We start from the raw sequence: 22636 nt of genomic DNA, 5'->3' as shown, positions 1-22636 counted from the left end.
CGGTGTAAGACCTCAACGGAGTTCTCCGGGCGGGCAGTCGGCGACGAAGCAGAAAACCCCACGGCGCGAGCCGTAGGAATCCCCCTCGTTCACGACGGGGAGGAAGTCAACTGTTCGGGCTTCGAGGGCAGCGGCTTGCAGTCGGCGACGGCGTCGTGCGGGCCGCCGCGGGGGTTGCGGTAGGCGCCGCGCTTGACTGACCACCAGCAGCTCCCCGCCCTGTCATGGCCGCGGCGAGGCCGCGTCCAGGAGAGCACGTCCAGCCTTGGTGAGCTCGTGCGTGGCTGTGCGACCGGCCCGGCTGCTGTCGATCAACCCGGCGTCTCGCAGGATTGCCAGGTGTTCGCTGGCCGTCGGGGGAGTGACGCTCACCAGCCTGGCCACAACGGTCGTCTGCAGCGGAGTGGCGAGCGCGGCCAGGATCCTCGATCGAGTCACCCCCAGAAGACGGTCAAGCGACCTCGGAGTGGGAGGTGCCGCCCAGAGGTACCGCCCGGATGCCGGGTAATAGATCGTCGGAGTCCAGTGGTCCGAGGTGGTGCACTGCATCCGGTCGGTGATGAACAGTGACGGTACGAGAATGAGTCCTTCAGGGCAGTCGACGTCGATGTCGACGGTCTTCTCGACGGTGATGGTGTCGCCTTCGCACGCAGCGGAAGGGTGCAGGCGCGGAAGCACTGCGCGGAGCCCCTCGCGGTTGACTTGGATGGCCCGATCCAGCATCTCGGCACGCAGCGCCTGCCGCATGGACGGCCATTCCGGCTCGACAACTGCCTTCCAGAGGCGGCGCAGTGCATCGGCGGCCTCGGACCTGGCTCGGTCGGGGTCTTCGAGCAGTCGGCGGCCCATTTCCGCCCCGCGCCCCATCGTTGCGTCGACCAGTTCGGCGTACGCCTGGTCCGCCGGCGCGGCGAGGAGGGCATCCAGGCCTTCCTCGAAGGTTGGCTCACTGGACATCGGCGATGGGTCAAGGAAGTCAGGTCGATACGCGCCATCGGCCATGAAGACCGTGAGCGCCCCCAGGTCGGGGAGCGAGAGACGGCGGCGACGGCGAAGCCACGGGTGGAACATCGGGTGACGCTGTGGTTCGGTCAAGAGCTGGGCGAGACTGACCACTTCGTGGATCGGCGACATCGCCCACCGCACACTCGCAGCACCAACGCCCAATCGGTAGCGGATCACTCCACCATTGTTAGGCCACCGCCGAAGTGAGCGCGAGCAGAACGGCGAAGCCCCGAGACTCGGGTCATGACCGACACGGAGTCGACAGCCCGGTGTTCCAAGGAACCCGAGCGAGCCCAACAGACGCGTACGATCCGCCTGGGCGCCAGCGGATCGACCATCGAAGTCCTCGCCGGCCCGGCGGAGACCAGCGGGATCGTGAGCATCTACCGGTGGCGCATGTCGCCCTCAAGCCGGGGACCTGCCCCGCACTTTCACACGACCTTCAGCGAGACCTTCATCGTTGAAGAAGGTGAAGTCGCCTACTTCGATGGGCGGGCCTGGCGAACACTGCGGCCCGGCGACACCACGCATGCCGCGGTGGGCGACGTCCACGCGCTCCGCAAGGAGCGCGCCGAACCTGCCACCCTCCTGATGGCACTCTCGCCAGGTGTACCGCGGGAGGAGTACTTCGCACAGCTCGCCACTGTGAACGAGCGTGACCTGAACCGGCTTCACGAAGCCCACGACAACCATTTCGTCGACGACTACGGGCGGTGAGGGCACCGGCAACGGCATTTGCCCCGCCCCGGTCCACCCCACTACCTGGAATGCGGTCGTAGAACTGCTCCCGCGCGTGATCGCCACCGCCGAGCCGGGTCCGGAGGCCGACTTCGTCCGCAGTGGCCCTCAAGGTGTTGGTGATCTCTGCCTACGACCTGGAGCAGGCTGGCGAGGCGTTCGCCGCGTTCGGCGCCGGCACGCTCGGCCAGATCGCGCTCACCGTCGCCTGATCCACCCCTTTCCCAACGGTTTCCCAGCAAGGACTCACTGTGCCCAGCATCGCCATCGTCGGAGCCGGCCCCGGTATGGGCCTGGCCATCGCCCGTACCTTCGGCTCCCACGGCTTCGACGTCGCTCTCATCGCCCGCAACCGAGACAAGCTCAACGACCTGGTCGGCCGGCTCGAGGCCGAAGGCATCACCGCCGCCGCGTTCCCCGCGGACGTACTCGACCATGACGCACTCACCCAGGCGCTCAAGGACGCCGCCACCCGCTTCGGCGGAATCGACGTCCTGGAGTACTCCCCAGCCGGGAACATCGAATCCACGACGCTCATCGCTCCGTCCGAGACCAATCCGTCCGATGTGCAGTGGGCGATGGACTTCCTGCTCTACGGGGCCATTGCCGCCACAAGGGCCGTGCTGCCCGCAATGCGCGAGGCCGGCGCGGGCACCCTGCTCTACACCAACGGCGCCGGCTCGATCGACCCCACTCCGATGCTCGGCAACCTCAACGCCGCCCAGGCCGCGCTGCGCAGCTGGGTACTCAGCCTGCACAAGGAACTGGCCGACACCGGCGTCCAGGCCGCGCACGTCGCCATCGGCGTGTGGATCGGCACGGACGGCCCGCCCGGAGTACCGGCGGCCTCGGCCGAGGAGGTCGCCCCCTCTACTGGGACCTGCACACGCAGCGCGACGAAGTCGAGCGTGTCTTCACCGTGTGACGCCGTCCCGGCCCTCCCCGTCCCACCATCGTTGCTCCCTGATCCGCCAATACGGCGGTGGCCGGCCAAGCCGCAGAGCCTGGACTCGATACGCCGGTGTTCGCGCAGTTCAAGGAGGAGACCGGGCCCATCGTCCTGGCCAACACCTTCTTGTTCCGAAGGAGAGGACCGAGGCGTTCCTGACCCTCTTTCCAAGGCAGGCGGAGTTCATGAAGGCTCAGCCGGGATTCGTCTCCCTGCAGATGCACAACGGAACGGCGGGCAGTCGACTCCTGATGAACGTCGCGGTCTGGGAGTCGACCGAGGCTCTCGCCACGGCGTTCGGCAGCCCTGAGTTCCAGCGCATGGCTGCCGAGTTCCCCGACGACGTCGTGTCGTACCCGCACATCTTCGAGCGGGTCGACGTATGACACCGGAGCTGTAGGGGCGTCACTGTGCTCGTCAACGACCCCGCCCTGCACGGCACCCTCGCCACTCGCTCGGCCAGCGACACTCTTGACGAACGCGCCATCCCCATCCCCTCCTCAACCCATAGACGTCGGTTTCCGACTCCCTGGACAAGGACAGCTTCGAGGCCCGGATGGACGTAACCGGCACGCCTTCCTTGAGAAGGTGCCATGGCGACGGCATTCATGTAGTGGCCGCCGGCCCCTTTCAGGTCTCCACTCGCCACGTCCGGTCAACATGCGCGAGATGGCCGACCTGATGGGCAGCCGGGCCGGAAAGAAGATCAAGGTGTGGGCCGTCCCCTCCGCCGTCGTCCGCGCCGCAGGAGCCGTCCTCGGCCGCTTCATGCCCCTGGTCAAGGACATGGCCGCGATGTTCGGCTGGTTCGACACCGGCCGCTACGTCGCTGACCCCCGCCGCCAGGAGCAGCTTTTCGGCCCCGTCCCCACGGCCGAAGACGCCCTCGCCCGGTACACCGACGAGCTGCGCACCGCACAGAACCGGTGACAGGCCCGCGTCCCATTCTCGCCACCCGGCGGCCTGACCAGCCCGCCTCGGGCCTATCCCTTCTGGTCGAACCGCTCCACAACCGTTCCGGCCGAGCCGGACGGGTGACGCGGCGGGCGCTCAGGGCTTCCCTAGCCGGGATGGGGGGCCCGGTGAAGTTCTGCGATGGCGGGGCTTCATCAGGTGTCCGCCATTGACCATCAGATGTCCGCAACCGACTGAGCGATTCGCCGGATGTCGACAGAAGATCGAGAGGTGCTGCGGCGACCACCTCGCTGCGGGCCGCAGCGTGGCGACCCTGCGGGTCGGAGTCGATAAGTAAGGAACTGGCATGGACAAGCGTGCAGCGTCCGGAGGCGTTTCCTCTGCGACGATGCGAGCGATCGTCGTCACTCAGCCCGGCTGCCTGGATGCCCTTCAGGTCACCACGGTGCCGATGCCCGAGCCGCAGCCCGGATGGGTGCGCATCAAAGTGAAGGCGTTCGGCGTCAACGAATCCGAGGTCACCACCCGAAAGGGTGAGTCGGATGCGGAGGTTACATACCCGCGTATCCCCGGCATCGAGGGCGTCGGTGTGGTCGACCAGGCCGACGAGGACAGCGGGCTGCGCCCGGGGCAGCAGGTGGCGACCATGATGGGCGGCATGGGCCGGTCCTTCGACGGCTCGTACGCGCAGTACGTGACCGTCCCCGCGGGACAGGTCATCCCGTTCGAGACCGGCCTCCCGTGGGAAGTGGCCGGCGCGCTGCCGGAGATGTTCCAGACCGCCTACGGCTCCCTCGTCACGGGCCTCGGTCTGCAGGCGGGGCAGACGCTGCTGATCCGCGGCGGCACCTCCACGGTCGGGCTGAGCGCGGCCACGATCGCGAAGGACCTCGGAGCCACCGTGCTGTCCACCACCCGCAGCCCGGACCGGGCCGGGGAACTGCGGGGCGTGGGTGTCGACCATCCACTGATCGACAACGGCACCATCGCCGACCGGGTGCGCGAGCTGATGCCGGACGGCGTCGACGCCGTACTGGAACTGGTGGGCTGCTCGGTCCTCGCCGACACCTTCCGCACCGTCCGCCGGCACGGCACCGTCTGTTTCACCGGAGCCCTGGCGGGCCAGTGGACGATCCCCGACTTCACCCCGTTCATGATCCCCAGCGGGGTGCGGCTGACAAGCTACGCGGGCGGGGCCACCGACCTGCCCGAGCAGGTGTTCCAGCAGCAACTGCAAGCCATCGCCGCCGGGCGGCTCAGGGCCCCGGTCGCGAAGGTCTACCACGGCCTGGAGCAGGTTCGCGATGCCCAGGCCGACGTCGAGGCCGGCACGACGCCGGGCAAGCACGTGGTGCTGCTCGACGACTGAGAAACACACCCATCCGCGCCGGTCGGAGCCGACCGGCGGCGGCGTGCACGAAAAGGAGACTGTCATGGGCGTCAACAAGGAAGAAATCAGCAACACCATCCTGGAACTGGAGAAGTCCTTCAACGAGCGGTGGAGCGTCGGCGACAACCGCGGCTACCTCGACAACTACGCCGAGGAGATCAGCTACTTCGACCCGATCGAAAAGGACCTGGTCGTCGGCCGTGACGCGACCGTCGCCCACATCGAGGCGATCTACTCCAACCCGCACATCGTGCGCAACGAGTACCTCAACCCCGTCGTGCACGTCAGCGACGGCGGTGACTTCGCCCTCCTGGCCTACAACCTGGACACCTACGTGCTCGACGACAACGGCGACGAGCGGCAGCTTCGCGCCTGGAACGCCACCGAGGCGTACCGGCTGATCGACGGCGAGTGGCGCATCGTGCACTCCAACTGGGCGTTCGCCCAGACCGCGACAGGCGCGATCGCGTCCTGACCGCGGGCAGTACGAGGCGGCCGACGGTCACATCGCCGACGAACATGCCGAGCGCCGCGCAGGCGAACAGCGTGCCCGCCGGGCCTGGATCGTAGGCCGACTTGACGCCCGGCGATCACACGGCGGTTCACAGGGCTACCGGCCGGGATCCGGCTGCAAGCGGGGGCATGACACCGGTTGTGCGAGTGCCGGGCTGCGTCCGGACGCCAGCACCTGTGCTGACCGGTCCTTCTGCCGCACGGTCGGCCCGGGTGAGGGGCAAGCACCAGATGGTGCCCGGCTGGCCGTACTCGATCGTGGCCGCGTGGGAGACCGGCCGGGTGTCGTGGACGGCGGGGGCTGGACACGGTCCGCCCGGAGCCCGGAGCCCGGAGCCCGGAGCCCGGAGCCCGGCGCCGACACCGCAGCGGTGATTACCGTCCAGATCCGCCAGGTCGTCGAGCGGCTCGTCGCCGCTGGCAGTGGAAGCCGGGCGACCCGGGGGTCCTGGTCGTGCTGGACGCCGGATACGACGCGCCCCGCATCGCCCACCTGCTCGATGACCTGCGTGTCGAAATCCTCGGCCGGCTCCGCTCCGGCCGCGTCATGCGAGGGCCGGCACCGCCGCGGGTCTACGACCCCAAGGGCGGCCGTCCGCCCAAGCACGGCGGCGAGTTCGTCTTCGGCGGCCCCGCCACCTGGGGCACCGAGCAGGCGTGACCGTCACCGACACCCGCCTTTACGGCACGGCGACCGCGCAGGCCTGGGGACCTGCTGCCACTGGAGGCTGACAGGCGGGCGGCCTGGATCGACCACGAGGGACCGCTGCCCGTCGTCGAGGGCACCGTTATCCGCCTGACCGTGGAGAAGTTGCCCATCCGCGGGGTCTCAGGCGAGTACCACTGGAGGATTCCCGAACCCGCCAACCACATCCGGTCTACCTCGTTCCTACCGCCCTCAGTGCTCGCCGATCACGCCTCCGAGTTCGACGCCGACCTCATTGCCGAACTCGGCCGCCATACGGCCAACGACCGCCTCACCGAAACGGTCGACTTCGCCTACGAACTGGCTCGCGGGTCAGCTCCCGCGTGACTGCCAGGACATGCATGGGTCACCGCGCTGAGGCGCAGGCCGGGACAGTGCCGGCACGGAGGGTGACCGCACCACACAATGTGGACCAGAGCCCGAGAGTGGGGAACGTTTGTCGACGGTTCTGGGCAACACTTGGCGATCAGTCAGCTCGAAACTGTCGATGAGATCCGACAACGGGTTCTTGATGGGTCGCACCGCTGCGGGGCCGTCTGTCTGGTCTCGGTGAACGCCATGGCATAACCCGCTATGGCCTTCAGGGGCACCGCACCACGTGCCGGACTTCCAGCAGGCAACGACGTTGCGCGATAGAAATGGGTTGCAGTTGAAGATCGTGACGCCGATGCTTCCAGCATGAAGATGCACGCCAACCAGCTGACGGTGTCACCTGAGGCGGTGCGCATGTTGGTAGAGCAGCAGTTTCCTGAGTGGCGGGGCCTGCCAGTCAGGAGCATCGCGGCGCAGGGTACGGTCAACGCCATCTTCCGTATTGGCGATCGGTTCGCAGCCCGATTCCCTCTTGAGTCCGCAGACGTCGAGTCGACGCGGCGCTGGCTGGAGTCCGAAGCGGAAGCGGCTCGCGAGCTGGCGGGTCGCACGCGTTTTCCCACGCCCGAGCCGGTCGCGCTTGGTGAACCTGGGGCAGGTTACCCGCTTCCGTGGTCGGTGCAGACGTGGCTGCCCGGCGTCGTGGCCGCCAACGAGGACCCAGGCGAATCGTCTGCGTTTGCCCGTGACTTGGCCGATCTCATCAGAGACCTACGCGCGATCGACACGCATGGCCGCACGTTCGTCGGCACAGGTCGAGGAGGCGACCTGCAGTCCCATGACGCGTGGATGGAGACGTGTTTCAGACACAGTGAGCAACTCCTGGATGTCCCTCGGCTGCGCCGTATCTGGGCAACTCTGCGTGATCTGCCGAGAGGTGCAGCTGAGGAGGCCATGTCCCATTGCGATCTGATTCCTGGGAACGTGCTCGTGTCCGCCGGTCGGCTTGCGGGGATTCTCGACGTTGGCGGCTTCGGGCCGGCTGACCCTTCGCTGGATCTTGTGAGTGCATGGCATTTGCTCGAGGCCGGGCCGCGGCAGGTTCTCCGTGATCACCTGGGTAGCGACGACCTCGAATGGGAGCGAGGCAAGGCGTGGGCTTTCGTTCAAGCGATGGGGTTGGTCTGGTACTACGTCAAAAGCAACCCGACCATGAGCCGGACGGGTCAACGATCCTTGGAACGTATCCTGGCGGACAAGTCGCTCGCGTGACTTGAAGCAGCTGCTGGTCGCGTGTGAGGAAATCTTGCTGGGGCCGTGTGCAATCACTGTCGCTTTCGCCGTACTTCATCCCGCGTTTGTGTCCTGGGCCCGGGCGGCCCTGGCGCTGGCGAGTCGGTAGGATTCCGTGCCGGTCTCGATGATGGTCCCGCGGAGGGTGAGGCGGTCGACGATGGCCGCGCAGAGTCGGGGATCGGTGAACGTTGTTCTCCACCCATCTGGGGCTGGCACATGTTCCTTTTCGAGGATCGGCGCTGCCACCGGCCCGTATCCATCTCCTGCGGTCCTCGTTGGTCTTCACGGTGGTGCTCGGATTTTCCAGGTGCTGCCTTGACCGGTCAGGTGCGAGGAGGGTGTGCCGGTGACATCCCAGTTGCGGGTGATCGAGGGTGGCGCCGTCCTGCTGGAGCCGGTGACCACCGATCCGTGGGAGTACCAGGCCGAGTGTGTCGAGGCGTTCGTCGCCTCGTGGCGGGCCCGCGGATTCAGCCCGGTGACGGTCGAGAACGACATCGGGCTGCTGGAGCGGACGCTGACTGCGCTGGGCCGGCCCGCGTGGGATGTCACGCCGGAGGACATCGATCGCGTCGTCGGTGACCTGGCCCTCGCTGGGCGGGCGGCATCGACCCGGCGCGAGTATGTGCAGATCTTCAAGGGCTTCCACCGGTTCCTGCAGGTCCGCACGGCCGTTGAGATTGAAGCGGGGTTCGGCGTCCGTCTGGTCTGCCCGGTGGACGAATTCAACGCCTCGCGGCATGTCGGGGACGATTCCCCGGCTCAACTGCCGCCGCCGACCCCGGAACGGGTGGCGGAGTTCTTCGATTTCCTCAAGGCCCGGATCGCCACCGCCCGCAAGTACGGGCCCGCGGCCCGGGACTATGCAATGTTCCGGACCCTCTATCACGCCGGCCTGCGCTCGGAAGAAGCCTCCCTGCTGGACCGTCCCGACGTCCACTTCTCGCGGGGCCCATTCGGGAAACTCCACGTCCGTTTCGGCAAAGGCGCCCGCACTTCCGGCCCCAGGCCGCGCTGGGTGCCCATGCTGGACGGCCTCGACCTCGTCCTGCACTGGTTCATCGACGACGTGCGGGGCAAGTTCCCCAACTCGCCGGTGCTGTTCGCGGACGAGTCCGGCGGCAGCCTGCACCGCGGGACGATTCGCAACCGCCTGCGGTATCTGATGGAACTCGAAGGACGCCCGGCCGCCGACCGGTACAGCCCGCATGCCCTGCGGCGGGCCTGCGCGACCCACAACTACGAACGCGGTGTGGACCTCGTGGCGATCCAGCAACTCCTCGGTCACTGGACGGTCAGCTCGACCATGCGATACGTCCGGCCGTCCGCGACGTTCATCGAGGACGCCTATCGCCGCGCGGTGACCACCACCCTGGGCGAACTCACCGCCGAGGAGGGCAGCCCCACATGAAGATCCGGTGGCGCCTGCGGATGGCCGCCGCCCAGCGTGAGGTCTGGACCGGCACCCAGCTGCAGCGGCTCCTGGCCGAACGTGCCGGCCTGCAGATGTCCTCCGCGTCGGTGTCCGCACTGTTCACCAAAGAGCCCTCCCAGGTGAAGATGTCCACCCTGATCGCGTTGTGCACCGCGCTGGAATGCACTCCCAACGACCTGTTCGAGGTCGACACCACCCCCGTCGAGCGTCCTGCCGCCCCACCGCGGCCAGCCGCTGACCTGCCCAAGGCGGCCTCAGCCCGCGGCCGTTCAGTGCCGCCGCTCTGACCCGGGTGGCATCGTGGGCGTCAAACAGAGCGACTGCGTCGGCTGCGGGGCCCCGGTCGGCTTCATCGACCGGCAGTACTGCTGTCGCTGCACGACTCGGCAGAAGGAAGCGGCGGCCCGGGCCGTGTGCCCCCGCTGCGGCCAGCAGCGTGTCCTCCGGGAGGACACCGGCCGGTGCATCACCTGCTCACGTGTGTGCACCGCCTGCGGCCATCCGGTCAGAGACAAGACAGCGACGTTGTGCCGGGACTGCTCGCGCACGGCTGAACGCGACGCCGCCAAGGTGCCCTGTCCTCGGTGCAGTCGGCCCGGCTTTCTGCGCGAGGACACCAGCTGGTGCCGGCACTGCTCGCGTCCCCGCCAGACCAAGCAGCCGCCCCGGCCCTGCCGCGAATGCGGCCGCGTGCGACGGCATGCCGGGCTGGGACTGTGCTCAGCCTGCTGGCAGCGTCACCCCGACCGGCCCTTCGTCAGAGCCGAGAGCCTGATCGCCGAACTCGCCGAACTCGCCGAACCGCCGGACTGGCTGCGGGACTTCGCCGCCGACCTCGCCGCCAAGTACTGCGTCAGTCGCGCCTGCACGATGATCACCTCCCTGGGACGACTTCTCCTGGACGAGCAGCCCAACCACCCGCAGGCTCTGCTCGAACGCTCTCGTCGTTCCGGACGCTCGATGGGCCCCTCGCCCGCGCACTGGAAACCTTCTTCACCGGTCACGGCATGGCCATGGCCACCGATCAGGCCGAACGGCTCGCGGCCGGCCGCCGACAGCGCCGCATCGACGCCGTCCCCGAGACCCTGCGGCCAACGGTGGACGCATTCGCCGACTTCATGATGCGCTCGCGCGAGAGAGCCCGCCGTGCCGGAACACGACCTCGCAGCGATGGAACCATCGAGGCGGCACTGGCCATCATGCGTGACCTCGCCCGCTTCCTCGCCGGCGAACGCGGCAAGCAGGACTGGGCGCTGACGGACGTCCACGACGTCGAAGCCTTCCTCGCCAGCTCGCCCAAGGCCCGGAAACGTCGGCTGGTCGTGCTCGGGCAGTTCTTCCGTTTCGCACGTTCCCGGAAGATCGTGCTCGTCGATCCCTCCCACGGCCTGACCTGCCGAGGACCGAGCGGATTCACCGGAACGACGCTGACACTCGACCAGCAGCGCGTCCTGTTCCGCCGCTGGACCACCGGTCCGGCCGTCCACCCGCACGAGGCCCTGTTGGGCATGCTCGCGCTGCTGCACGGCGCATCAAGCCGCGAGGTCAAGATGCTGCAGACCGCTGACCTCGATCCTCACGCCCGGACTACCCGGCTCGGCGACCGTCCCCATCCGGTTCCCCTGGACCCGGCGTCATGGGCAGTGCTGGAACGCTGTCTGGCTCATCGCGAAGCCCAGCAGACCGACAATCCCCACGTCATGGTCACCCGCCAGACGAAGTCCGGCCGGGGACCGGCGTCCACCGCCTATGTCAGTCACGTCCACGACGCCTGCGGCTTCCCGCCCCGAATGATCCGCTGCACTCGACTGCTTGACCTGGTCAACACCATGGACCCCAAACTCGTCGCCGCCGCGTTCGGCATGGATCCCGAAGCCACCATGATCTATCTGTCTGACCGCGTCGACGAGACCCGCTTTTCAGCGTGGGAGACAACCAAGGACTGACCTCTGGTCAGAGTTCGTAGGGGTAGAGAGCGATCTTCTCGCGCTCGATGAAGAGCTCGACCCAGGTGCCGGCAACACCTTCGGGCATCGGATCGGCAAGGTCCAACAGGATAGTGGTGCCGTCCAGTCCAGCAGGGCGGCACCGTCCTCTGTGAGGCTCAACCGGCCCCGCAGCACAACACAGTGCCCGCCAGTCCGGAGCCCAGGACCGATACCAGCAGCCGACTTGGCGTTCCGCCCCCAGACGATGTCCTCGTCGATGGTCCACTCGACGTGGTACTCGCCAGGCTCTGCGTCCCAGTCCCCGCACCACCGGACTGCCGTGTGACCGAACGAGGTTCGGACATCGGCCAGCCAGGAGGTTCCGGGAAACCTCGCGACCTTCACCAGTTCGATCAGCACGGGTCGATCGTGCAGTATCCGAGGCGCCACCGGAACCTGTGAAGTTTCGGCGCTGCCTGGCACAGGTTCGCCGGAACATGTGCGCTTTACCGAACGACTCGTTGGAGGCGATGGCGACGCTGTCTTCTCCTCGCGTTCGGTGAGTACCTGGAGCAGCAGCTCAGCGCCCCTGCGTGGCGGCGCAGGACTACCTGGCGAGGTTCATCAAGGAGAGTGAATTCTTCCACATCGACCTGCCGCAGGCCCTCGACGGCTTCCTGACGATCGCCGAAGGGATGACACACTGGTGGGCTCAACTCGCCCACTGAGAACGGGACATGACCTGATGAACGCTGGCCCTGACATCGTCGCCGCAGCCCAGGAGCGCTCCGGGGGATGCCTGTGCGGAATGATCCGCTTCACTGTCAAGGGCAAGGCCGTCTACCCGCACACGTGCAGCTGTCCGCATTGCCAGAAGCTCGGCGGCGGGCCGATGATGTGGTGGGCTGGCTTCTCCCCGGACGATGTCACCTGGACCGGCGAGAGCGAGCCGATCTGGTTCGAGACGTTCGAGGGCGAGGCAAAGCGCGGCTTCTGCCCCCACTGCGGCAGCCGCCTCGCGGCGATCGACAGCGACGTCCCCGAGATCGGCATCGTCGTCACGGCCCTGGACGACACCAGCGGCGCCGACCTCGTCCCGGTCAACCAGTCCTTCCGCGACAACGCCGTGCGCTGGCTGCCCCAGGTCCCGGACACGCAGCACAGTCCCGTCGGCTGACGATGGTCTGGTGGCGGGCCCAGCAGCGGGGGCGCCGGGCGACGATCACGCCGCCGGGCGCCAGCGCGATGACCTCGTCATTGTCGGTCAGCACGGTGACGGTGCGGCCGATCGCGTCGGGGTGCACGGAGTAGTCGTTGGTGTCGACGCGGACGTAGTGGTCGCGGCCGATGCGGGTCTGCATCCGCCACCAGGCGGGCGGATCGACGGGCGGCAGGGTGAGCATTCCGGCTCGGTCGGCCTCCCACCGCTCGATGGGACGGGCCTGCAGGGCGCGGTGCAGACGCCGGTTGACGACAGCCAGCCAAGTGGTCAGCTGGGTGTTGAAGTCGCCGGGTCCGCTGAAGGTGCGGCCAGGCAGGAACTCGTCTCCAGGTAGCCGTTGGCTCTCTCGACCAGCCCTTTCGCTTCTGGATCACGCGTCGGACGGCAAAGATGGATCCTCGTGGCGAGCAGGCCCGCGAACGCGGCGAACTCTGCCGTCAGCCTGCCGCGGCCGACCCCGGCCTCGTTGTCCCAGACGAGTGTCTTGGGCACCGCACCCCAGGCGGACAGCGGCCGCCAGTGCCCGTCGATCAGGTCGCCGGTCGTGCGCGAGGGCAGTATCCGCGCGGCGATCACCCGCGAGTAGCCCGACACCATCACAGCACCTGTCGGCGTACGAGCCGAAGTTCACGTGTACGCCGACAGCGGCCGCATCAGCATGCTGCTGGTGCCCGCAAAAGAGGGATCTGCAGCGGGACAAACCCGCCGAGTCGCAGACGAGCCTGCCGACCAAGGGCTCGGACGCTCACGCGGTGGACCGACCACAAAAGCGCACCTCGCGGTCGAGCACGGACAGAAGCCGCTGTCCTTTCTGGTCACCGCCGGTCAGCGGCACGACAGTCCTCAGTTCCAGCCAGTCCTGGAGCTCGTCCGGGTTACCCCGCATAGGCGTCGGCAGGTCGCGCTGCCGACCGGACCGAGTGCGGGCCGACAGAGCCTACGACTCCCGAGCCAACCGCGACTACCTGCGCAAACGCGGTATCCGCTGCACGATTCCGGAGAAGTCCGACCAGATCCGCAACCGCAAGAAACTGGGCACCCGCGGTGGCCGTCCGCCGAAGTTCGACAAGGCCGACCACCGCGAGTGCCACGCGGTCGGGTGCGGGATCAACCGCCTCAAGCGCCATCGGGCCGTGGCCACGAGATACGACAAGCTCGCCGTCCGATACGAGGCCACCGTCACGATCGCCGTCATCAACGAGTGGCTCTGACCTTGCTCGCCAGGCTCGGTCAGAGAGAAACCCGGTATCGCTGCAGGCAGCCAGGCATTTAGCCTGTGGCGCATGCATCAGCCCCGAAGGCGCGACCGGCGCCTGGCTCGTCGCGTGCCGTCGGAGCCGGCCCAGCGCCGGGCGTTCCGGCTCACGGCCGTAGGCGCTGATGTAGTCCTGGTTGGCTACTTCTCTGCGAAGCAGAAAGACTTCGAAACGCTCATGGCGTCGGCAGCCACAGAATTAGCCTCGCACAGCGCTCGGGTCGTCGCGCAGATTGTGCAACGGCGAGGAGTCTCGGACGGCGGGGTCCAGAAGATGGGTCTGCCCTACTCCTCGCGAACTTTGCTGAGCTACGGAAAAGTCCGCGAGGTGGCTCAGGCCTGCGACCAGGCCAACGCTGACGCAGTGATCTTCGTTGCCTCCTTGACCGAGCGCCAGCAGCGCACGCTGACAGACATGCTTGGCCGAGTCACGGCCGCGCGAACAGTGCGCACAGGGCGAACGGAAGGGCGGACATGAGCGATCCCACAAGAAGAGCCGAACTGTTCGGCGGCGCCGACAGCGATCGCCGGTTCACCGGCCCCACGACCGGCGACGAACGACGGATGCTCATCGATGTCCTGAGCGCCCAGCGCGCCACGCTGCAGTTGAAGTGCTCCGGCCTGGGATCGGAGTTGTCCCTGCGGTCCGTGGAGCCATCCACGCTTTCCCTGCTCGGTCTGGTCCGGCACCTCGCCGATGTGGAACGCCGCTGGTTCCGGCGGGTCCTGGACGGGCAGGACGCGCCGGCCCTCTTCTCCTCGACTGTGGACCCCGACGGAGACTTCGACGGTGCCACGCACGACCCGAGGGTGGTCGCCGCAGCGTGGGAGGCGTGGCGGACCGAGGTGGCCTTCGCCGAACGGTTCGTCACCGAAGCCCTCAACCTGGACGTTGAGGGAGAGGACTCCTGGCGGGGAACGGTGTCGCTGCGCTGGGTACTCATCCACATGATCGAGGAGTACGCCCGTCACAACGGCCACGCCGACCTGCTCCGCGAGCGCATCGACGGAGCCGCCGGCCTATGAGCCCGGGATCTACTCCGGCTGGCCATTGATGCCGAGCGCCGTCCTGCACCCACTGGGCGGACAGCTTGCGGGCGGCGAACACGGACTCGAGCGCGGCCCGGCGCCGCCGATACGGCCACCTGGTCGTGTCGGTCCCGGACAGCCGCAGCAGATCGAACGCGACGAAGTGGACCGGCCACTCGCCCGCCTCCGGGGTCGCCCCGCCGCCGCGCCGCTGAAGCCGGTCCTGCAGCCGCTCGAAGGCGAGCCGCCCCGCGGCGTCCCACACGACCAGCTCGCCGTCCAGCGCGGTGGCGTCCGGGAGCTGGGTGGCCCCGGCCCAATCGCCGGAAACGCCGAAAGCATCTCGGTGCGGCGCCTGGAGCGCAGCACCACCCGGCCCGCATCGACGGAGACCAGGGCTCGGAATCCATCCCACTTGGGCTCCACCGCCCAGCCCGGCTGTAGCTCGGGCACGGGCACGGGTACGGGAGTGCTCAGCATGGGTTCCGGCAGTGTCCACGTCACAGCACCATGCCTTCCACCCAGACCGTCCGTCCGCAATCCGAGTGGGGCGTGCCCCCGCCCATCGGTCCGACCGTGCGCCGCCGACCATCACCTCGACCACGGCAGGTCAGCGCGCTGCGCTACGTGGCCTCAGTGCACAGCCAGACTTCGTCATCGCGGCGACCACGGTGACCTGGAACGTTTGTGGTGGCGGCGGGCGCGCGCTCGACGTCGTAGCCAGTCGCCGGTTTCTCCGATCGTGACCAGGAGAGCGGCTGACGCGGCGCACGTGGCGAGCTGCGCGGGCTGGTCGAGGGCCTTGCTCAGCAGCCATAGCGTGAGAGTGACGACCATCCACCATGCGAGGAGCGACAGGGCTGTGCGCCGCCAGCGGGGCGTCGTTTTCACCGTGCGTGCCGCGTGTACTGGACGGCGGTGCGCAGGGCGGTGGCGGCAGCGATCAGCGAAAGCGTCTTGCCCCAGGCTGGTGTGGTGAGGGTGAGGGCCACGGTGGCGAGTACGCAGATCAGGAGCCATGTGGCTGCGGCGGCCTGTGGGTAGTTGGGGCGTGGTGGTGTCATGCGCTGCTGCCCGGGGTGCGCTGGTAGATGTCGGGGATGCCGTCGGCGTCCTCGTCGATGTTTTCCTCCTCATACAGGCGGCGGTAGACGGTGTTCCGGCGGCGCAGGAGCAGGGAGGCGATCAGGGCGGCGGTCAGGGAGGCGATGAGGACGGCGGCTTTGACGTGCTCGCCGGTGGCGGTGCCGGGGAAGGCGAGTTCGCCGATGAGCAGGGCGACGGTGAAGCCGATTCCGGCCAGTGTGGCGAGGCCGAAGACGTCGGCCCAGGCGAGTTCGGGGTTGAGCTGGGCGCGGGTGAAGCGGGCGGCCAGGTAGGTGCCGGCGAAGATACCGAGGATCTTGCCCGCGAGCAGGCCGGTGACCACGCCGAGGGGCTCGGGGGTGGCGAACACCTTGCCCAGCGCGTCGCCGGAGACGATGACCCCGGCGGCGAACAGCGCGAACAGCGGCACACAGATCCCGGCGGACAGCGGGTGCAGCAGGTGCCCGGTGCGTTCGCCGGGCGAGGCCTGCTCGCCTTCGTCGCGGGTGGTGCGCAGGATCAGGCCCATGGCGACGCCGGCGACGGTGGCGTGGATGCCGCCGTTGTACATCAGCGCCCAGACCGTCACGCCGAGCGGCGGGTACCACCACCAGCCGCGCACCCGCAGCCGCTGCAGCAGGTAGAAGACGACCAGCCCGGCCAATGCGCCGGCGAGTGCCCAGTAGTTGAGGTCGGAGGTGAAGAAGAGCGCGATGATCAGGATCGCGCCAAGGTCGTCGACGACGGCGAGGGTGAGCAGGAAGGCGCGCAGGGCGGTCGGCAGGTGGGTGGAGATGACCGCAAGGACCGCCAGGGCGAAGGCGATGTCGGTGGCCATCGGCACCGCCCAGCCGTCCATGCTGCCCCCGCCGGAAGCGGCGGTGGCGGCGTAGAAGGCGGCCGGCACCGCCATGCCGCACGCGGCGGCGATGACCGGCAGCGCGGCGGTGGCCGGGGTGCGCAGCGAGCCGACCACCAGTTCCCGCTTCAGCTCGATCCCCGCGACCAGGAAGAAGACGGTCAGCAGCCCGTCGGAGGTCCAGTGGCCGACCGACAGATCCAGACCCAGTGCGGGGATCCCGAAGTGGAAGTCGCGAAGCGCGGTGTAGGAGGAGGCGAGTGGGCTGTTCGCCCACACCAGCGCCAGCACCGCGGCGGACAGCAGGACCAGCCCGCCTACGGTCTCCGTGCGCAACGCCCGGGCAACAGCCTGGCGTTCGGGCCAGGGCAGAAGCCCGAGGAAGGGGGAGCGCGGGGCAGCAGCCAAGACGGCGAACCTCCGGGGTGTCGGCAAAAGGGCACACGGCCCTACGGACGCCGACCAGACTTCCCGGCACACCCCGCGCCACTTGACGCGTTCTTTAGACCCTATCCGCAGTACGCTGCCCCGCCCAGTCCGCCCCATAGCCAGCGAGAACGCATGAGGCATACCGAGGGTTGATCTGACGGTTCGCTGGGCGCTGCAGACCTGGGGATCTTGGCCAACCGACCAGTCGGGGACGCTGTGAGCGCGGCTGGGTGGCGAACTTTTAGTCGGGTGCTCAAGAGAGCCGCATACTGCCGACGCAGGCCCCGCCCGGCAGGAAGCAGGACCTCTGCCGGCGACGGCCGGGCTGAGCTCTTGGCCTTTATCCCGGCTTGGCCGGCATTGGTGCCGAACCCGGTGTTCCCCGAGGGGCTCCGGCACACTTGATTTGCAGCCTAGTTCTGCTGATCTTGATCAGCGTGGATGATCAGCGGGCGAGTTCGCGAGGTGCGAGCGAGCTCAGGCGATGGGAGGGGCCCATGGAATGGGTCGTTGGAAGCGGCATGTTCCTGGGCCTGCTGGCGATCGCACTGGGCACGGCGTCGATATGACTGTTGCGGTCGACGGACGCGGTGATCAGGCCCGCCTATGCGGTGGCGCCGGGGTCGAGGGTGACGACGGCCTGCGGCTTGCTTTGCCCGATCATGGCTGTGACGGACTCCTGGATATCGCTCAATCGGAGGGCCGGATGGCTGTATGTGGAACAGGCTTCGACCCGTGTTGGTAGCCGTGATGAGGACGTGGTTGATGGGGCTCTTCACCTCTTCTGATGGCGAACTTCAACGAACCCGTGGTGCGGTCCACGGACTTGGCGCTGCCGGAGCCCGTGCCGGCGGACGAGGTCTTGGTGGCCCCCTCTCCGGTGCCGCCACCGTTTCCGGCGCCTTGGGGGCCCGCGCCCTTCGTGGCTGGCCCGGTGGCGGTGGCGGACGCCGATGCCGAGGCGGCGGTGGCGGTGGGCGTGACGGTCGTGTCGGTGGGCTCCGTGGTTGCCGTTCCGACCGCCTTCGACTCGGCGTCGCCTTCTCCGGAGGCGGCGAGCGCCAGGGCCAAGACGGTGGAACTGGCCAAGGCCACGGCAAGTCGATGCCTGCCGAACTCGGCCGAAGCCGGCAGTGACTGCGGTCAGAGGCCGATGTCGGCCAGCCACTGGCCCGTGGTGCGGGGGATGATGTCCAGCAGCTTCTGGGCGGAGTCCTCCGGTGCGATCGAGCGGTCGGGCAGCGTGCTCATGGCCTGGTAGAGGCCGGCGACGTCGGCGGCGGGGCCCTCGCCGATCACGGGCGCGATGGAGGCGCGCATCTGCTCGGGGGTGATCGGCTCGAAGACCACGTCCTTGCCGAAGTGAGCGCCGAAGGCTTGGGCCAGGTCCGGTCCGGTGATCGCCGGGTACTGGCCGACGGAGACCACGCCGGTGACGTCGTGGCGGTCGAACAGGGCGACGGCGACGTCGGCGATGTCCAGGTGGGACGCCCAGGAGACGGGGAAGTCGGCGCGGATCGGGTAGGGCAGCACGCCCCGCTCGCGGACCGTGTCGAGGACGTACGGCATGAGCAGGTTCTCCAGGTACAGCGTGGGCGCGATCACCGCATGCGGCACCCCGCTGTCCGCCAGGCCGCTGAGCAGGATCGCGGCCGCGCCGCCGGTGTCGGGGTCGGTCGGAGAGCCGCTGGTGGAGAACACCACGCGGGCCGGGCGGGACTCTCGAACGGCGGCGACGATGTTGCGCGCGTAGGTCTGGCGGTCCTCTTCCGAGGTGACCGGCAGGTGGATGAACACGCCGTGGGCGCCGCGGTATGCCTCGGCCAGTGCCTCCGTGGAGGAGTATCCGGCGGCTACGACGCTTGCGCCGTCCACGACGGTGTCCGGGTTGCGGGTCAGAGCGGTTACGGGCTTGCCCGCGGCGGCGAGAGCGGCCACGACGGGGGCACCCTGGGCGCCGGTGGCGCCGTGAATCACGTAGGTCATGAACCCATTAGTGCATGCGATGCATCAGTTACATCAACTGCACTAATAGAGTTACCGTTGAAAACATGACTGATTCCTGTCTGCCCGAGTGTGGTGTTGCCCGGTTCCTCACTCTGCTCAACGGCCCGTGGGCAACTCTGATCGTGCGCGAACTGCTGCATGGCCCGCATCGCTTCACCGAGCTGCGCGAGGCCCTGCCCGGTATCAGCCCGCACACCCTGACCAGTCGGCTGCGCCAGTTCGAGCGGCACGGCATCGTGACGCGCACCACGTACGCGGAGATCCCGCCGCGCGTCGTGTACGAGCTGACCCCTCTCGGTGAGGGGTTGAGCGACGTTCTGGAGGCCATGGGGACCTGGGCCATGACGGTGCCGGATCCGGGGGCCGACGTCACCGTCTGACGTACGCCGCCGCCCGGCGGTGCGGACGCGGTCACGCCGAGGATGCGAGCCTCTGCCGCAGGGCGTCGTTGTCGTCGAGGTGTGCCGTTCCCGACATCACCCGCGACCCGAAGATCACAGAGGGGCTCAAGGCGCTCGGGGGTGCCCGAGAGCTGGTTCTTGCCGCTCGGCCTGGTCAAGATCGCGGGCGCTCTGGGGCTGCTCGCCGGCATCGTCTACCGACCGTTGGGCATCGCGGCGGCGATCGGTGTCGTCCTGTACTTCCTGGGCGCCGTGATCACGCACGCCCGTGGAGGCGACGCGAAGGGAATCGGCATCCCGGCCGTCATCATGCTCGTTGCCGTGGCGCCGCTGGTGCTGGGGTTCGCGACGGTCTGATCGTGCCCCACGATCGCGATCAGATCCGCTCGTGATCACACGGCGCAGCCACTGTCAGACGCTTGCCTCCAGCGCCAGGGCTGGAGGCAAGTCGCTCCGGGAGGGCTGGCGGGACGGCCCACGCCGACCGCCCCCGACACTGCCCAGCCTCGGCGGCGTTTACCAGGCTGGCCTTGGGACGCTCGAGGAGCACGAGCAGGAACGCCTTGGTCAGGTTGACGACGCCCCAGAAGATGACGAAAACCCTCTCCGCGATCTGCATGTCGATCTGCCTTCGCTTTCGGTCGGCCTCACGGTGCGCCCTTCAGCGCCCGTGCCTGCCGGCGCCAGAACTCCCGCGAGATTTCGGCCTTGGGAAACACGAGGTCGAAGCCGTGGAAAGCGCCGGGGATGACGTCGAGGTCGCAGGGGACGCCGCTGTCACTGAGCCGGCGCGCGTACTCGACGTCCTCATCGTGGAAGAGGTCGAGGGTGCCGACGCCGATCCAGGCCGGAGGGAGACCGGTGAGCTCCACGCGGCGGGCTGCGGCCGCGTACGGGGAGACGCCCGGGCCCGCGACGGCGTCGCCGAGGTAGGACGACCAGCCGTACCGGTTGCTCTTGGGCGTCCAGACGCGCACCTTGAGGGTGTCCAGGTCGGTTCTCGTCGTCGTGCGGTCGTCCAGCATGGGGTAGAGGAGCAGTTGGAACGCCGGGCGGATCTCGGCCCGGTCATGGGCGAGCAGTGCGAGGGCCGCGGCGATTCCGCCGCCTGCGCTGGCACCGCCGATCGCGATGCGGTCGATGTCGATGTGCAGGTCGCTCGCGCGCTCGGCCAGCCCGCGCAGCGCGGCGTAGGCGTCCTCGACCGCGGCGGGCGCGGGGTGGTCCGGCCCCAGTCGGTAACGGACCGCGGCGACGGTGATGCCGAGTTCGCGGGCGAAGGCGATGTTCGTACGGTCGTCCTGCTCGGGGGCGCCGAAGATCAGCCCGCCACCGTGTATCCAGAGCAGCGCCGGAGCCGCTGCCTTCAGGCCGGTCGGCTGGAAGACGCGAAGCGAGACGGGCGGTGCCCCCTCGGGCCCGGGCACGACGATCTCCTGAACCGTGACGTCCGGCCCTGGATCGGTCGAGCGCCACTTCACGCTCCGCACGATGCGCGACGACAGACGTCCGTAGGACACATTGGGGATGAAGCGACCTCGTTTGAGATCAGGGTGGAAGGTACTCATCAGGTCCTCGTTCTCTCCCCTCATCGAGGGTGTATGGAATCGTCTGGCCATCCGGCGGGTGACCGGCGTCGAGAGTGGGGACGGTTGTGAAGCCGGTGCGACACCGACGATGGGAAGGCCGGCGCGCAGCTGCGTGAGACTCTCGCGGACCGGATCGGGCAGTGAGACGTCGGTATCACCCGATGCCCACTTCTCGACGACGGGCGTCCGCAGCGCGGCGGACTCCACGTCGGCCATCAGACGCGGAGCCGTGTCGCGCTCGGCGTCGGTGCCGTGCGCTCGGCGGCGTGCTCGTGAGCTGTGTGGGTGCGGTAGTCGGTCTGGCCGATCTCGTCTGCCACGGCGGTGGCGACCTCGACGGCGAAGCGGATGCGGTTGTCGAGGGAGCCGCCGACCTTGTTCGACCGGACCAGCTTCTGATCGGTACGCGAATGGCGTTTCAGTTGGGCTGCTCGGCATCCAGCAGTGCGAGGGCGTTGCGGATGCCCTGTTCGAGGAGTTCGTCGGCGAGTTGCCGGTCGGTCAGGGCACGGGAGAGCTGCAGTGTCCCGGCCATCATGCCGAGGAGGCCGAGTGCTTTCAGATGCGCCGACGGCGGATCGTGGGGTGCCAGGCGGGCGGCGAAGCCGTCGATGAGGACGAGTGCGCCGTCGGTGTAGGCCTGCCTGGTGGGGTCCGTGGAGCGTGCGATCTCGTCGAGGAGGGCGGCGTTGGGGCAGCCGTCCTCGATATTGTCGCGCTGCTCGGGGGAGAAGTACCAGCGCACGATCTGTTCGAGTCCGGCACGGCCGGGTGCCGCCTGGGCGACGATGTTCTCGTGTTGTGCGCGCATCTGGTCGGCGACCGCGGTGGCGATGAGTTGGTCCTTGGAGGGGAAGTAGGCGTAGAAGGTGCCGTTGGTCAGTCCCGCGTCCTTCATGAGCGTGGCGACTCCGGAGCCGTCGATGCCGTTGCGCTTGAGCCGGCGGCCGGCTGTGGCGATGATTCGCTGCTTCGTCTCCTGTTTGTGTTCTTTCGTGTACCGCACGATGTGTTCCTCCATGCAGCCGGGGCGTGCGCCCCGGCTGCCGCTGGTCGGGTCAGTGTGTCGCGCCTGCGAGGAGAGCCGGGAAGTTGATCCTTGCGGTCTGCAGTTTCGGGTCGTGGGGCTCGGGGACCCCGCCGTCGGTGATGTAGAGCCGGTCGCCGCGGACCGCAGGCGGGCAGGCGGGCAGGCGGTTGTTCTCGCGGATCTGCTTGTCGAACGTTCCGGCGGGAACGAGGCGGCGCGCGATGGTGACGCGTGAGGCTAGTGGGCCGGCGGTGCGGCGGGGCCTGGGCTGGTTGTCGGTGGCGGCGGTGGCGATCATTTTGGCGACGGCGGTTGTTGTCGCGGCCTTCACCGCATCCGTTGTCACCTCGTCGAAGGCGCGCCGTCGCTTTCGGCGGGTTCGGGTACGTGAAGGGTGAGCGTCAGTTGGGCATCCGGTTGAACCTGCGGACGATGCGGTCGAAGATTCGGGCCGGAAGGACGCGGTGGAGCACGCTGATGCTGGCGGCCGTCGAGCCGGCGGTGCGCCGCAGTTTCGGGTTCTTGTCGGTGGCCGCCGCGAC

27 protein-coding genes and 3 pseudogenes are annotated in these 22636 nt (G+C 68.3%); 18 read left to right on the top strand and 12 right to left on the bottom strand.

Annotated elements, in window-relative coordinates; all coding sequences use genetic code 11:
- Positions 1 to 222: 222 nt before the first annotated feature.
- A complete protein-coding gene (locus tag ACFWWR_RS44890; RefSeq protein WP_383873749.1) occupies positions 223 to 1182 on the bottom strand; it encodes a DUF5937 family protein in 960 nt (319 codons plus the stop codon).
- Between the two features lie 66 nt (positions 1183 to 1248).
- On the opposite strand from ACFWWR_RS44890, the gene ACFWWR_RS44885 reads away from it, so the two are divergent.
- The 8 genes and pseudogenes from ACFWWR_RS44885 to ACFWWR_RS44850 all read left to right on the top strand — a co-directional run bounded on the left by ACFWWR_RS44885 (position 1249) and on the right by ACFWWR_RS44850 (position 7800).
- On the top strand, positions 1249 to 1722 hold the full coding sequence (locus ACFWWR_RS44885) for a cupin domain-containing protein (RefSeq protein WP_383873746.1): 474 nt from the start codon (positions 1249 to 1251) through the stop codon (positions 1720 to 1722).
- Positions 1723 to 2030: 308 nt separating this feature from the next.
- Positions 2031 to 2507 (top strand): annotated as a pseudogene (locus ACFWWR_RS44880) (SDR family NAD(P)-dependent oxidoreductase); the annotation flags it as partial.
- A gap of 370 nt (positions 2508 to 2877) precedes the next feature.
- A complete protein-coding gene (locus ACFWWR_RS44875) occupies positions 2878 to 3078 on the top strand; it encodes an antibiotic biosynthesis monooxygenase family protein (protein ID WP_384310080.1) in 201 nt (66 codons plus the stop codon).
- A 283-nt stretch (positions 3079 to 3361) separates the two neighbouring features.
- Entirely contained in the window at positions 3362 to 3622 is a 261-nt protein-coding gene (locus ACFWWR_RS44870) for a hypothetical protein (protein ID WP_384310078.1), read from the top strand.
- A gap of 373 nt (positions 3623 to 3995) precedes the next feature.
- Positions 3996 to 4976: an alcohol dehydrogenase catalytic domain-containing protein gene (locus ACFWWR_RS44865; protein ID WP_384310086.1), complete on the top strand. Its 981-nt coding sequence runs from the start codon at positions 3996 to 3998 to the stop codon at positions 4974 to 4976.
- 64 nt (positions 4977 to 5040) lie between these two features.
- A complete protein-coding gene (locus ACFWWR_RS44860; RefSeq protein WP_383873734.1) occupies positions 5041 to 5472 on the top strand; it encodes a YybH family protein in 432 nt (143 codons plus the stop codon).
- Positions 5473 to 5656: 184 nt separating this feature from the next.
- Positions 5657 to 6342: pseudogene (locus ACFWWR_RS44855) on the top strand (transposase); the annotation flags it as partial.
- 552 nt (positions 6343 to 6894) lie between these two features.
- Positions 6895 to 7800, top strand: coding sequence for an aminoglycoside phosphotransferase family protein (locus ACFWWR_RS44850; protein ID WP_384310075.1), 906 nt, complete (start codon positions 6895 to 6897; stop codon positions 7798 to 7800).
- 75 nt (positions 7801 to 7875) lie between these two features.
- Here ACFWWR_RS44850 and ACFWWR_RS44845 read toward each other — a convergent pair.
- Positions 7876 to 8025 (bottom strand): annotated as a pseudogene (locus ACFWWR_RS44845) (ATP-binding protein); the annotation flags it as partial.
- Between the two features lie 145 nt (positions 8026 to 8170).
- On the opposite strand from ACFWWR_RS44845, the gene ACFWWR_RS44840 reads away from it, so the two are divergent.
- The 5 genes from ACFWWR_RS44840 (at position 8171) to ACFWWR_RS44820 (ending at position 12364) form a co-directional block, all read left to right on the top strand.
- Positions 8171 to 9235, top strand: a complete 1065-nt coding sequence (locus ACFWWR_RS44840; protein ID WP_384310073.1) for a tyrosine-type recombinase/integrase — start codon at positions 8171 to 8173, stop codon at positions 9233 to 9235.
- Positions 9232 to 9546: a helix-turn-helix domain-containing protein gene (locus tag ACFWWR_RS44835; RefSeq protein ID WP_384310070.1), complete on the top strand. Its 315-nt coding sequence runs from the start codon at positions 9232 to 9234 to the stop codon at positions 9544 to 9546. Before ACFWWR_RS44840 ends, ACFWWR_RS44835 begins: the two co-directional genes overlap by 4 nt.
- A gap of 720 nt (positions 9547 to 10266) precedes the next feature.
- A complete protein-coding gene (locus ACFWWR_RS44830) occupies positions 10267 to 11205 on the top strand; it encodes an integrase (protein WP_384310067.1) in 939 nt (312 codons plus the stop codon).
- Between the two features lie 575 nt (positions 11206 to 11780).
- Complete coding sequence (locus ACFWWR_RS44825; protein WP_383873723.1) at positions 11781 to 11915, top strand: hypothetical protein; 135 nt, start codon at positions 11781 to 11783, stop codon at positions 11913 to 11915.
- 17 nt (positions 11916 to 11932) lie between these two features.
- The gene (locus tag ACFWWR_RS44820) at positions 11933 to 12364 is read left to right on the top strand and encodes a GFA family protein (protein ID WP_383873720.1); all 432 of its coding nucleotides are present in this window, start codon (positions 11933 to 11935) and stop codon (positions 12362 to 12364) included.
- Here the strand turns inward: ACFWWR_RS44820 and ACFWWR_RS44815 are convergent.
- On the bottom strand, positions 12288 to 12548 hold the full coding sequence (locus ACFWWR_RS44815) for a hypothetical protein (protein WP_384310083.1): 261 nt from the start codon (positions 12546 to 12548) through the stop codon (positions 12288 to 12290). The genes ACFWWR_RS44820 and ACFWWR_RS44815 overlap by 77 nt on opposite strands.
- Before the next feature lie 128 nt (positions 12549 to 12676).
- Positions 12677 to 13006 carry a hypothetical protein gene (locus tag ACFWWR_RS44810; protein ID WP_384310065.1) on the bottom strand — a complete coding sequence of 110 codons (330 nt, stop codon included), beginning with the start codon at positions 13004 to 13006 and terminating at the stop codon, positions 12677 to 12679.
- Positions 13007 to 13329: 323 nt separating this feature from the next.
- Here ACFWWR_RS44810 and ACFWWR_RS44805 point away from each other — a divergent pair, with 323 nt between their 5' ends.
- The 3 genes from ACFWWR_RS44805 to ACFWWR_RS44795 all read left to right on the top strand — a co-directional run bounded on the left by ACFWWR_RS44805 (position 13330) and on the right by ACFWWR_RS44795 (position 14690).
- Entirely contained in the window at positions 13330 to 13620 is a 291-nt protein-coding gene (locus ACFWWR_RS44805; protein ID WP_384310062.1) for a transposase, read from the top strand.
- A gap of 72 nt (positions 13621 to 13692) precedes the next feature.
- Complete coding sequence (locus ACFWWR_RS44800; protein ID WP_384310059.1) at positions 13693 to 14142, top strand: hypothetical protein; 450 nt, start codon at positions 13693 to 13695, stop codon at positions 14140 to 14142.
- A complete protein-coding gene (locus ACFWWR_RS44795; protein WP_383873709.1) occupies positions 14139 to 14690 on the top strand; it encodes a DinB family protein in 552 nt (183 codons plus the stop codon). Before ACFWWR_RS44800 ends, ACFWWR_RS44795 begins: the two co-directional genes overlap by 4 nt.
- On the opposite strand, the gene ACFWWR_RS44790 is transcribed toward ACFWWR_RS44795, so the two are convergent.
- The 4 genes from ACFWWR_RS44790 to ACFWWR_RS44775 form a co-directional block, all read right to left on the bottom strand.
- Positions 14605 to 15285: a hypothetical protein gene (locus ACFWWR_RS44790; RefSeq protein WP_383873837.1), complete on the bottom strand. Its 681-nt coding sequence runs from the start codon at positions 15283 to 15285 to the stop codon at positions 14605 to 14607. The genes ACFWWR_RS44795 and ACFWWR_RS44790 overlap by 86 nt on opposite strands.
- Positions 15286 to 15580: 295 nt before the next feature.
- On the bottom strand, positions 15581 to 15757 hold the full coding sequence (locus tag ACFWWR_RS44785; protein ID WP_383873707.1) for a hypothetical protein: 177 nt from the start codon (positions 15755 to 15757) through the stop codon (positions 15581 to 15583).
- Positions 15754 to 17046: a Na+/H+ antiporter NhaA gene (gene nhaA, locus ACFWWR_RS44780; RefSeq protein ID WP_383873704.1), complete on the bottom strand. Its 1293-nt coding sequence runs from the start codon at positions 17044 to 17046 to the stop codon at positions 15754 to 15756. Before nhaA ends, ACFWWR_RS44785 begins: the two co-directional genes overlap by 4 nt.
- Positions 17047 to 18210: 1164 nt before the next feature.
- Complete coding sequence (locus ACFWWR_RS44775) at positions 18211 to 19053, bottom strand: SDR family oxidoreductase (protein WP_383873702.1); 843 nt, start codon at positions 19051 to 19053, stop codon at positions 18211 to 18213.
- Positions 19054 to 19118: 65 nt separating this feature from the next.
- Here ACFWWR_RS44775 and ACFWWR_RS44770 point away from each other — a divergent pair, with 65 nt between their 5' ends.
- A complete protein-coding gene (locus ACFWWR_RS44770; protein WP_383873699.1) occupies positions 19119 to 19454 on the top strand; it encodes a winged helix-turn-helix transcriptional regulator in 336 nt (111 codons plus the stop codon).
- Positions 19455 to 19496: 42 nt separating this feature from the next.
- Entirely contained in the window at positions 19497 to 19832 is a 336-nt protein-coding gene (locus ACFWWR_RS44765; RefSeq protein ID WP_383873696.1) for a DoxX family protein, read from the top strand.
- 19 nt (positions 19833 to 19851) lie between these two features.
- Here the strand turns inward: ACFWWR_RS44765 and ACFWWR_RS44760 are convergent, their stop codons facing one another.
- The 4 genes from ACFWWR_RS44760 to ACFWWR_RS44745 all read right to left on the bottom strand — a co-directional run bounded on the left by ACFWWR_RS44760 (position 19852) and on the right by ACFWWR_RS44745 (position 22440).
- The gene (locus ACFWWR_RS44760) at positions 19852 to 20094 is read right to left on the bottom strand and encodes a hypothetical protein (RefSeq protein WP_383873693.1); all 243 of its coding nucleotides are present in this window, start codon (positions 20092 to 20094) and stop codon (positions 19852 to 19854) included.
- A gap of 28 nt (positions 20095 to 20122) precedes the next feature.
- Positions 20123 to 20956, bottom strand: coding sequence for an alpha/beta hydrolase fold domain-containing protein (locus tag ACFWWR_RS44755; RefSeq protein WP_384310057.1), 834 nt, complete (start codon positions 20954 to 20956; stop codon positions 20123 to 20125).
- Between the two features lie 526 nt (positions 20957 to 21482).
- Entirely contained in the window at positions 21483 to 22073 is a 591-nt protein-coding gene (locus tag ACFWWR_RS44750; protein ID WP_383873835.1) for a TetR/AcrR family transcriptional regulator, read from the bottom strand.
- A gap of 49 nt (positions 22074 to 22122) precedes the next feature.
- Complete coding sequence (locus ACFWWR_RS44745; protein ID WP_384310055.1) at positions 22123 to 22440, bottom strand: hypothetical protein; 318 nt, start codon at positions 22438 to 22440, stop codon at positions 22123 to 22125.
- Positions 22441 to 22636 lie beyond the last annotated feature (196 nt).

The sequence above is a fragment of the Streptomyces sp. NPDC058678 genome (assembly GCF_042714835.1).
In the GTDB taxonomy this organism is placed as follows: domain Bacteria; phylum Actinomycetota; class Actinomycetes; order Streptomycetales; family Streptomycetaceae; genus Streptomyces.
This window is presented reverse-complemented; position numbering and strand designations above follow the sequence as displayed.

Coding starts and splice junctions, on each gene's coding strand:
- ACFWWR_RS44835 (WP_384310070.1), top strand. CDS start 9,232: ATGAAGATCCGGTGGCGCCTGCGGATGGCCGCCGCCCAGCGTGAGGTC.
- ACFWWR_RS44875 (WP_384310080.1), top strand. CDS start 2,878: ATGAAGGCTCAGCCGGGATTCGTCTCCCTGCAGATGCACAACGGAACG.
- ACFWWR_RS44785 (WP_383873707.1), bottom strand. CDS start 15,757: ATGACACCACCACGCCCCAACTACCCACAGGCCGCCGCAGCCACATGG.
- ACFWWR_RS44775 (WP_383873702.1), bottom strand. CDS start 19,053: ATGACCTACGTGATTCACGGCGCCACCGGCGCCCAGGGTGCCCCCGTC.
- ACFWWR_RS44770 (WP_383873699.1), top strand. CDS start 19,119: ATGACTGATTCCTGTCTGCCCGAGTGTGGTGTTGCCCGGTTCCTCACT.
- ACFWWR_RS44765 (WP_383873696.1), top strand. CDS start 19,497: ATGCGAGCCTCTGCCGCAGGGCGTCGTTGTCGTCGAGGTGTGCCGTTC.
- ACFWWR_RS44800 (WP_384310059.1), top strand. CDS start 13,693: ATGCATCAGCCCCGAAGGCGCGACCGGCGCCTGGCTCGTCGCGTGCCG.
- ACFWWR_RS44865 (WP_384310086.1), top strand. CDS start 3,996: ATGCGAGCGATCGTCGTCACTCAGCCCGGCTGCCTGGATGCCCTTCAG.
- ACFWWR_RS44860 (WP_383873734.1), top strand. CDS start 5,041: ATGGGCGTCAACAAGGAAGAAATCAGCAACACCATCCTGGAACTGGAG.
- ACFWWR_RS44795 (WP_383873709.1), top strand. CDS start 14,139: ATGAGCGATCCCACAAGAAGAGCCGAACTGTTCGGCGGCGCCGACAGC.
- ACFWWR_RS44870 (WP_384310078.1), top strand. CDS start 3,362: ATGGCCGACCTGATGGGCAGCCGGGCCGGAAAGAAGATCAAGGTGTGG.
- ACFWWR_RS44760 (WP_383873693.1), bottom strand. CDS start 20,094: ATGCAGATCGCGGAGAGGGTTTTCGTCATCTTCTGGGGCGTCGTCAAC.
- ACFWWR_RS44820 (WP_383873720.1), top strand. CDS start 11,933: ATGAACGCTGGCCCTGACATCGTCGCCGCAGCCCAGGAGCGCTCCGGG.
- ACFWWR_RS44885 (WP_383873746.1), top strand. CDS start 1,249: ATGACCGACACGGAGTCGACAGCCCGGTGTTCCAAGGAACCCGAGCGA.
- ACFWWR_RS44810 (WP_384310065.1), bottom strand. CDS start 13,006: ATGGTGTCGGGCTACTCGCGGGTGATCGCCGCGCGGATACTGCCCTCG.
- ACFWWR_RS44815 (WP_384310083.1), bottom strand. CDS start 12,548: ATGCAGACCCGCATCGGCCGCGACCACTACGTCCGCGTCGACACCAAC.
- ACFWWR_RS44830 (WP_384310067.1), top strand. CDS start 10,267: ATGGCCATGGCCACCGATCAGGCCGAACGGCTCGCGGCCGGCCGCCGA.
- ACFWWR_RS44850 (WP_384310075.1), top strand. CDS start 6,895: ATGAAGATGCACGCCAACCAGCTGACGGTGTCACCTGAGGCGGTGCGC.
- ACFWWR_RS44790 (WP_383873837.1), bottom strand. CDS start 15,285: ATGGTCGGCGGCGCACGGTCGGACCGATGGGCGGGGGCACGCCCCACT.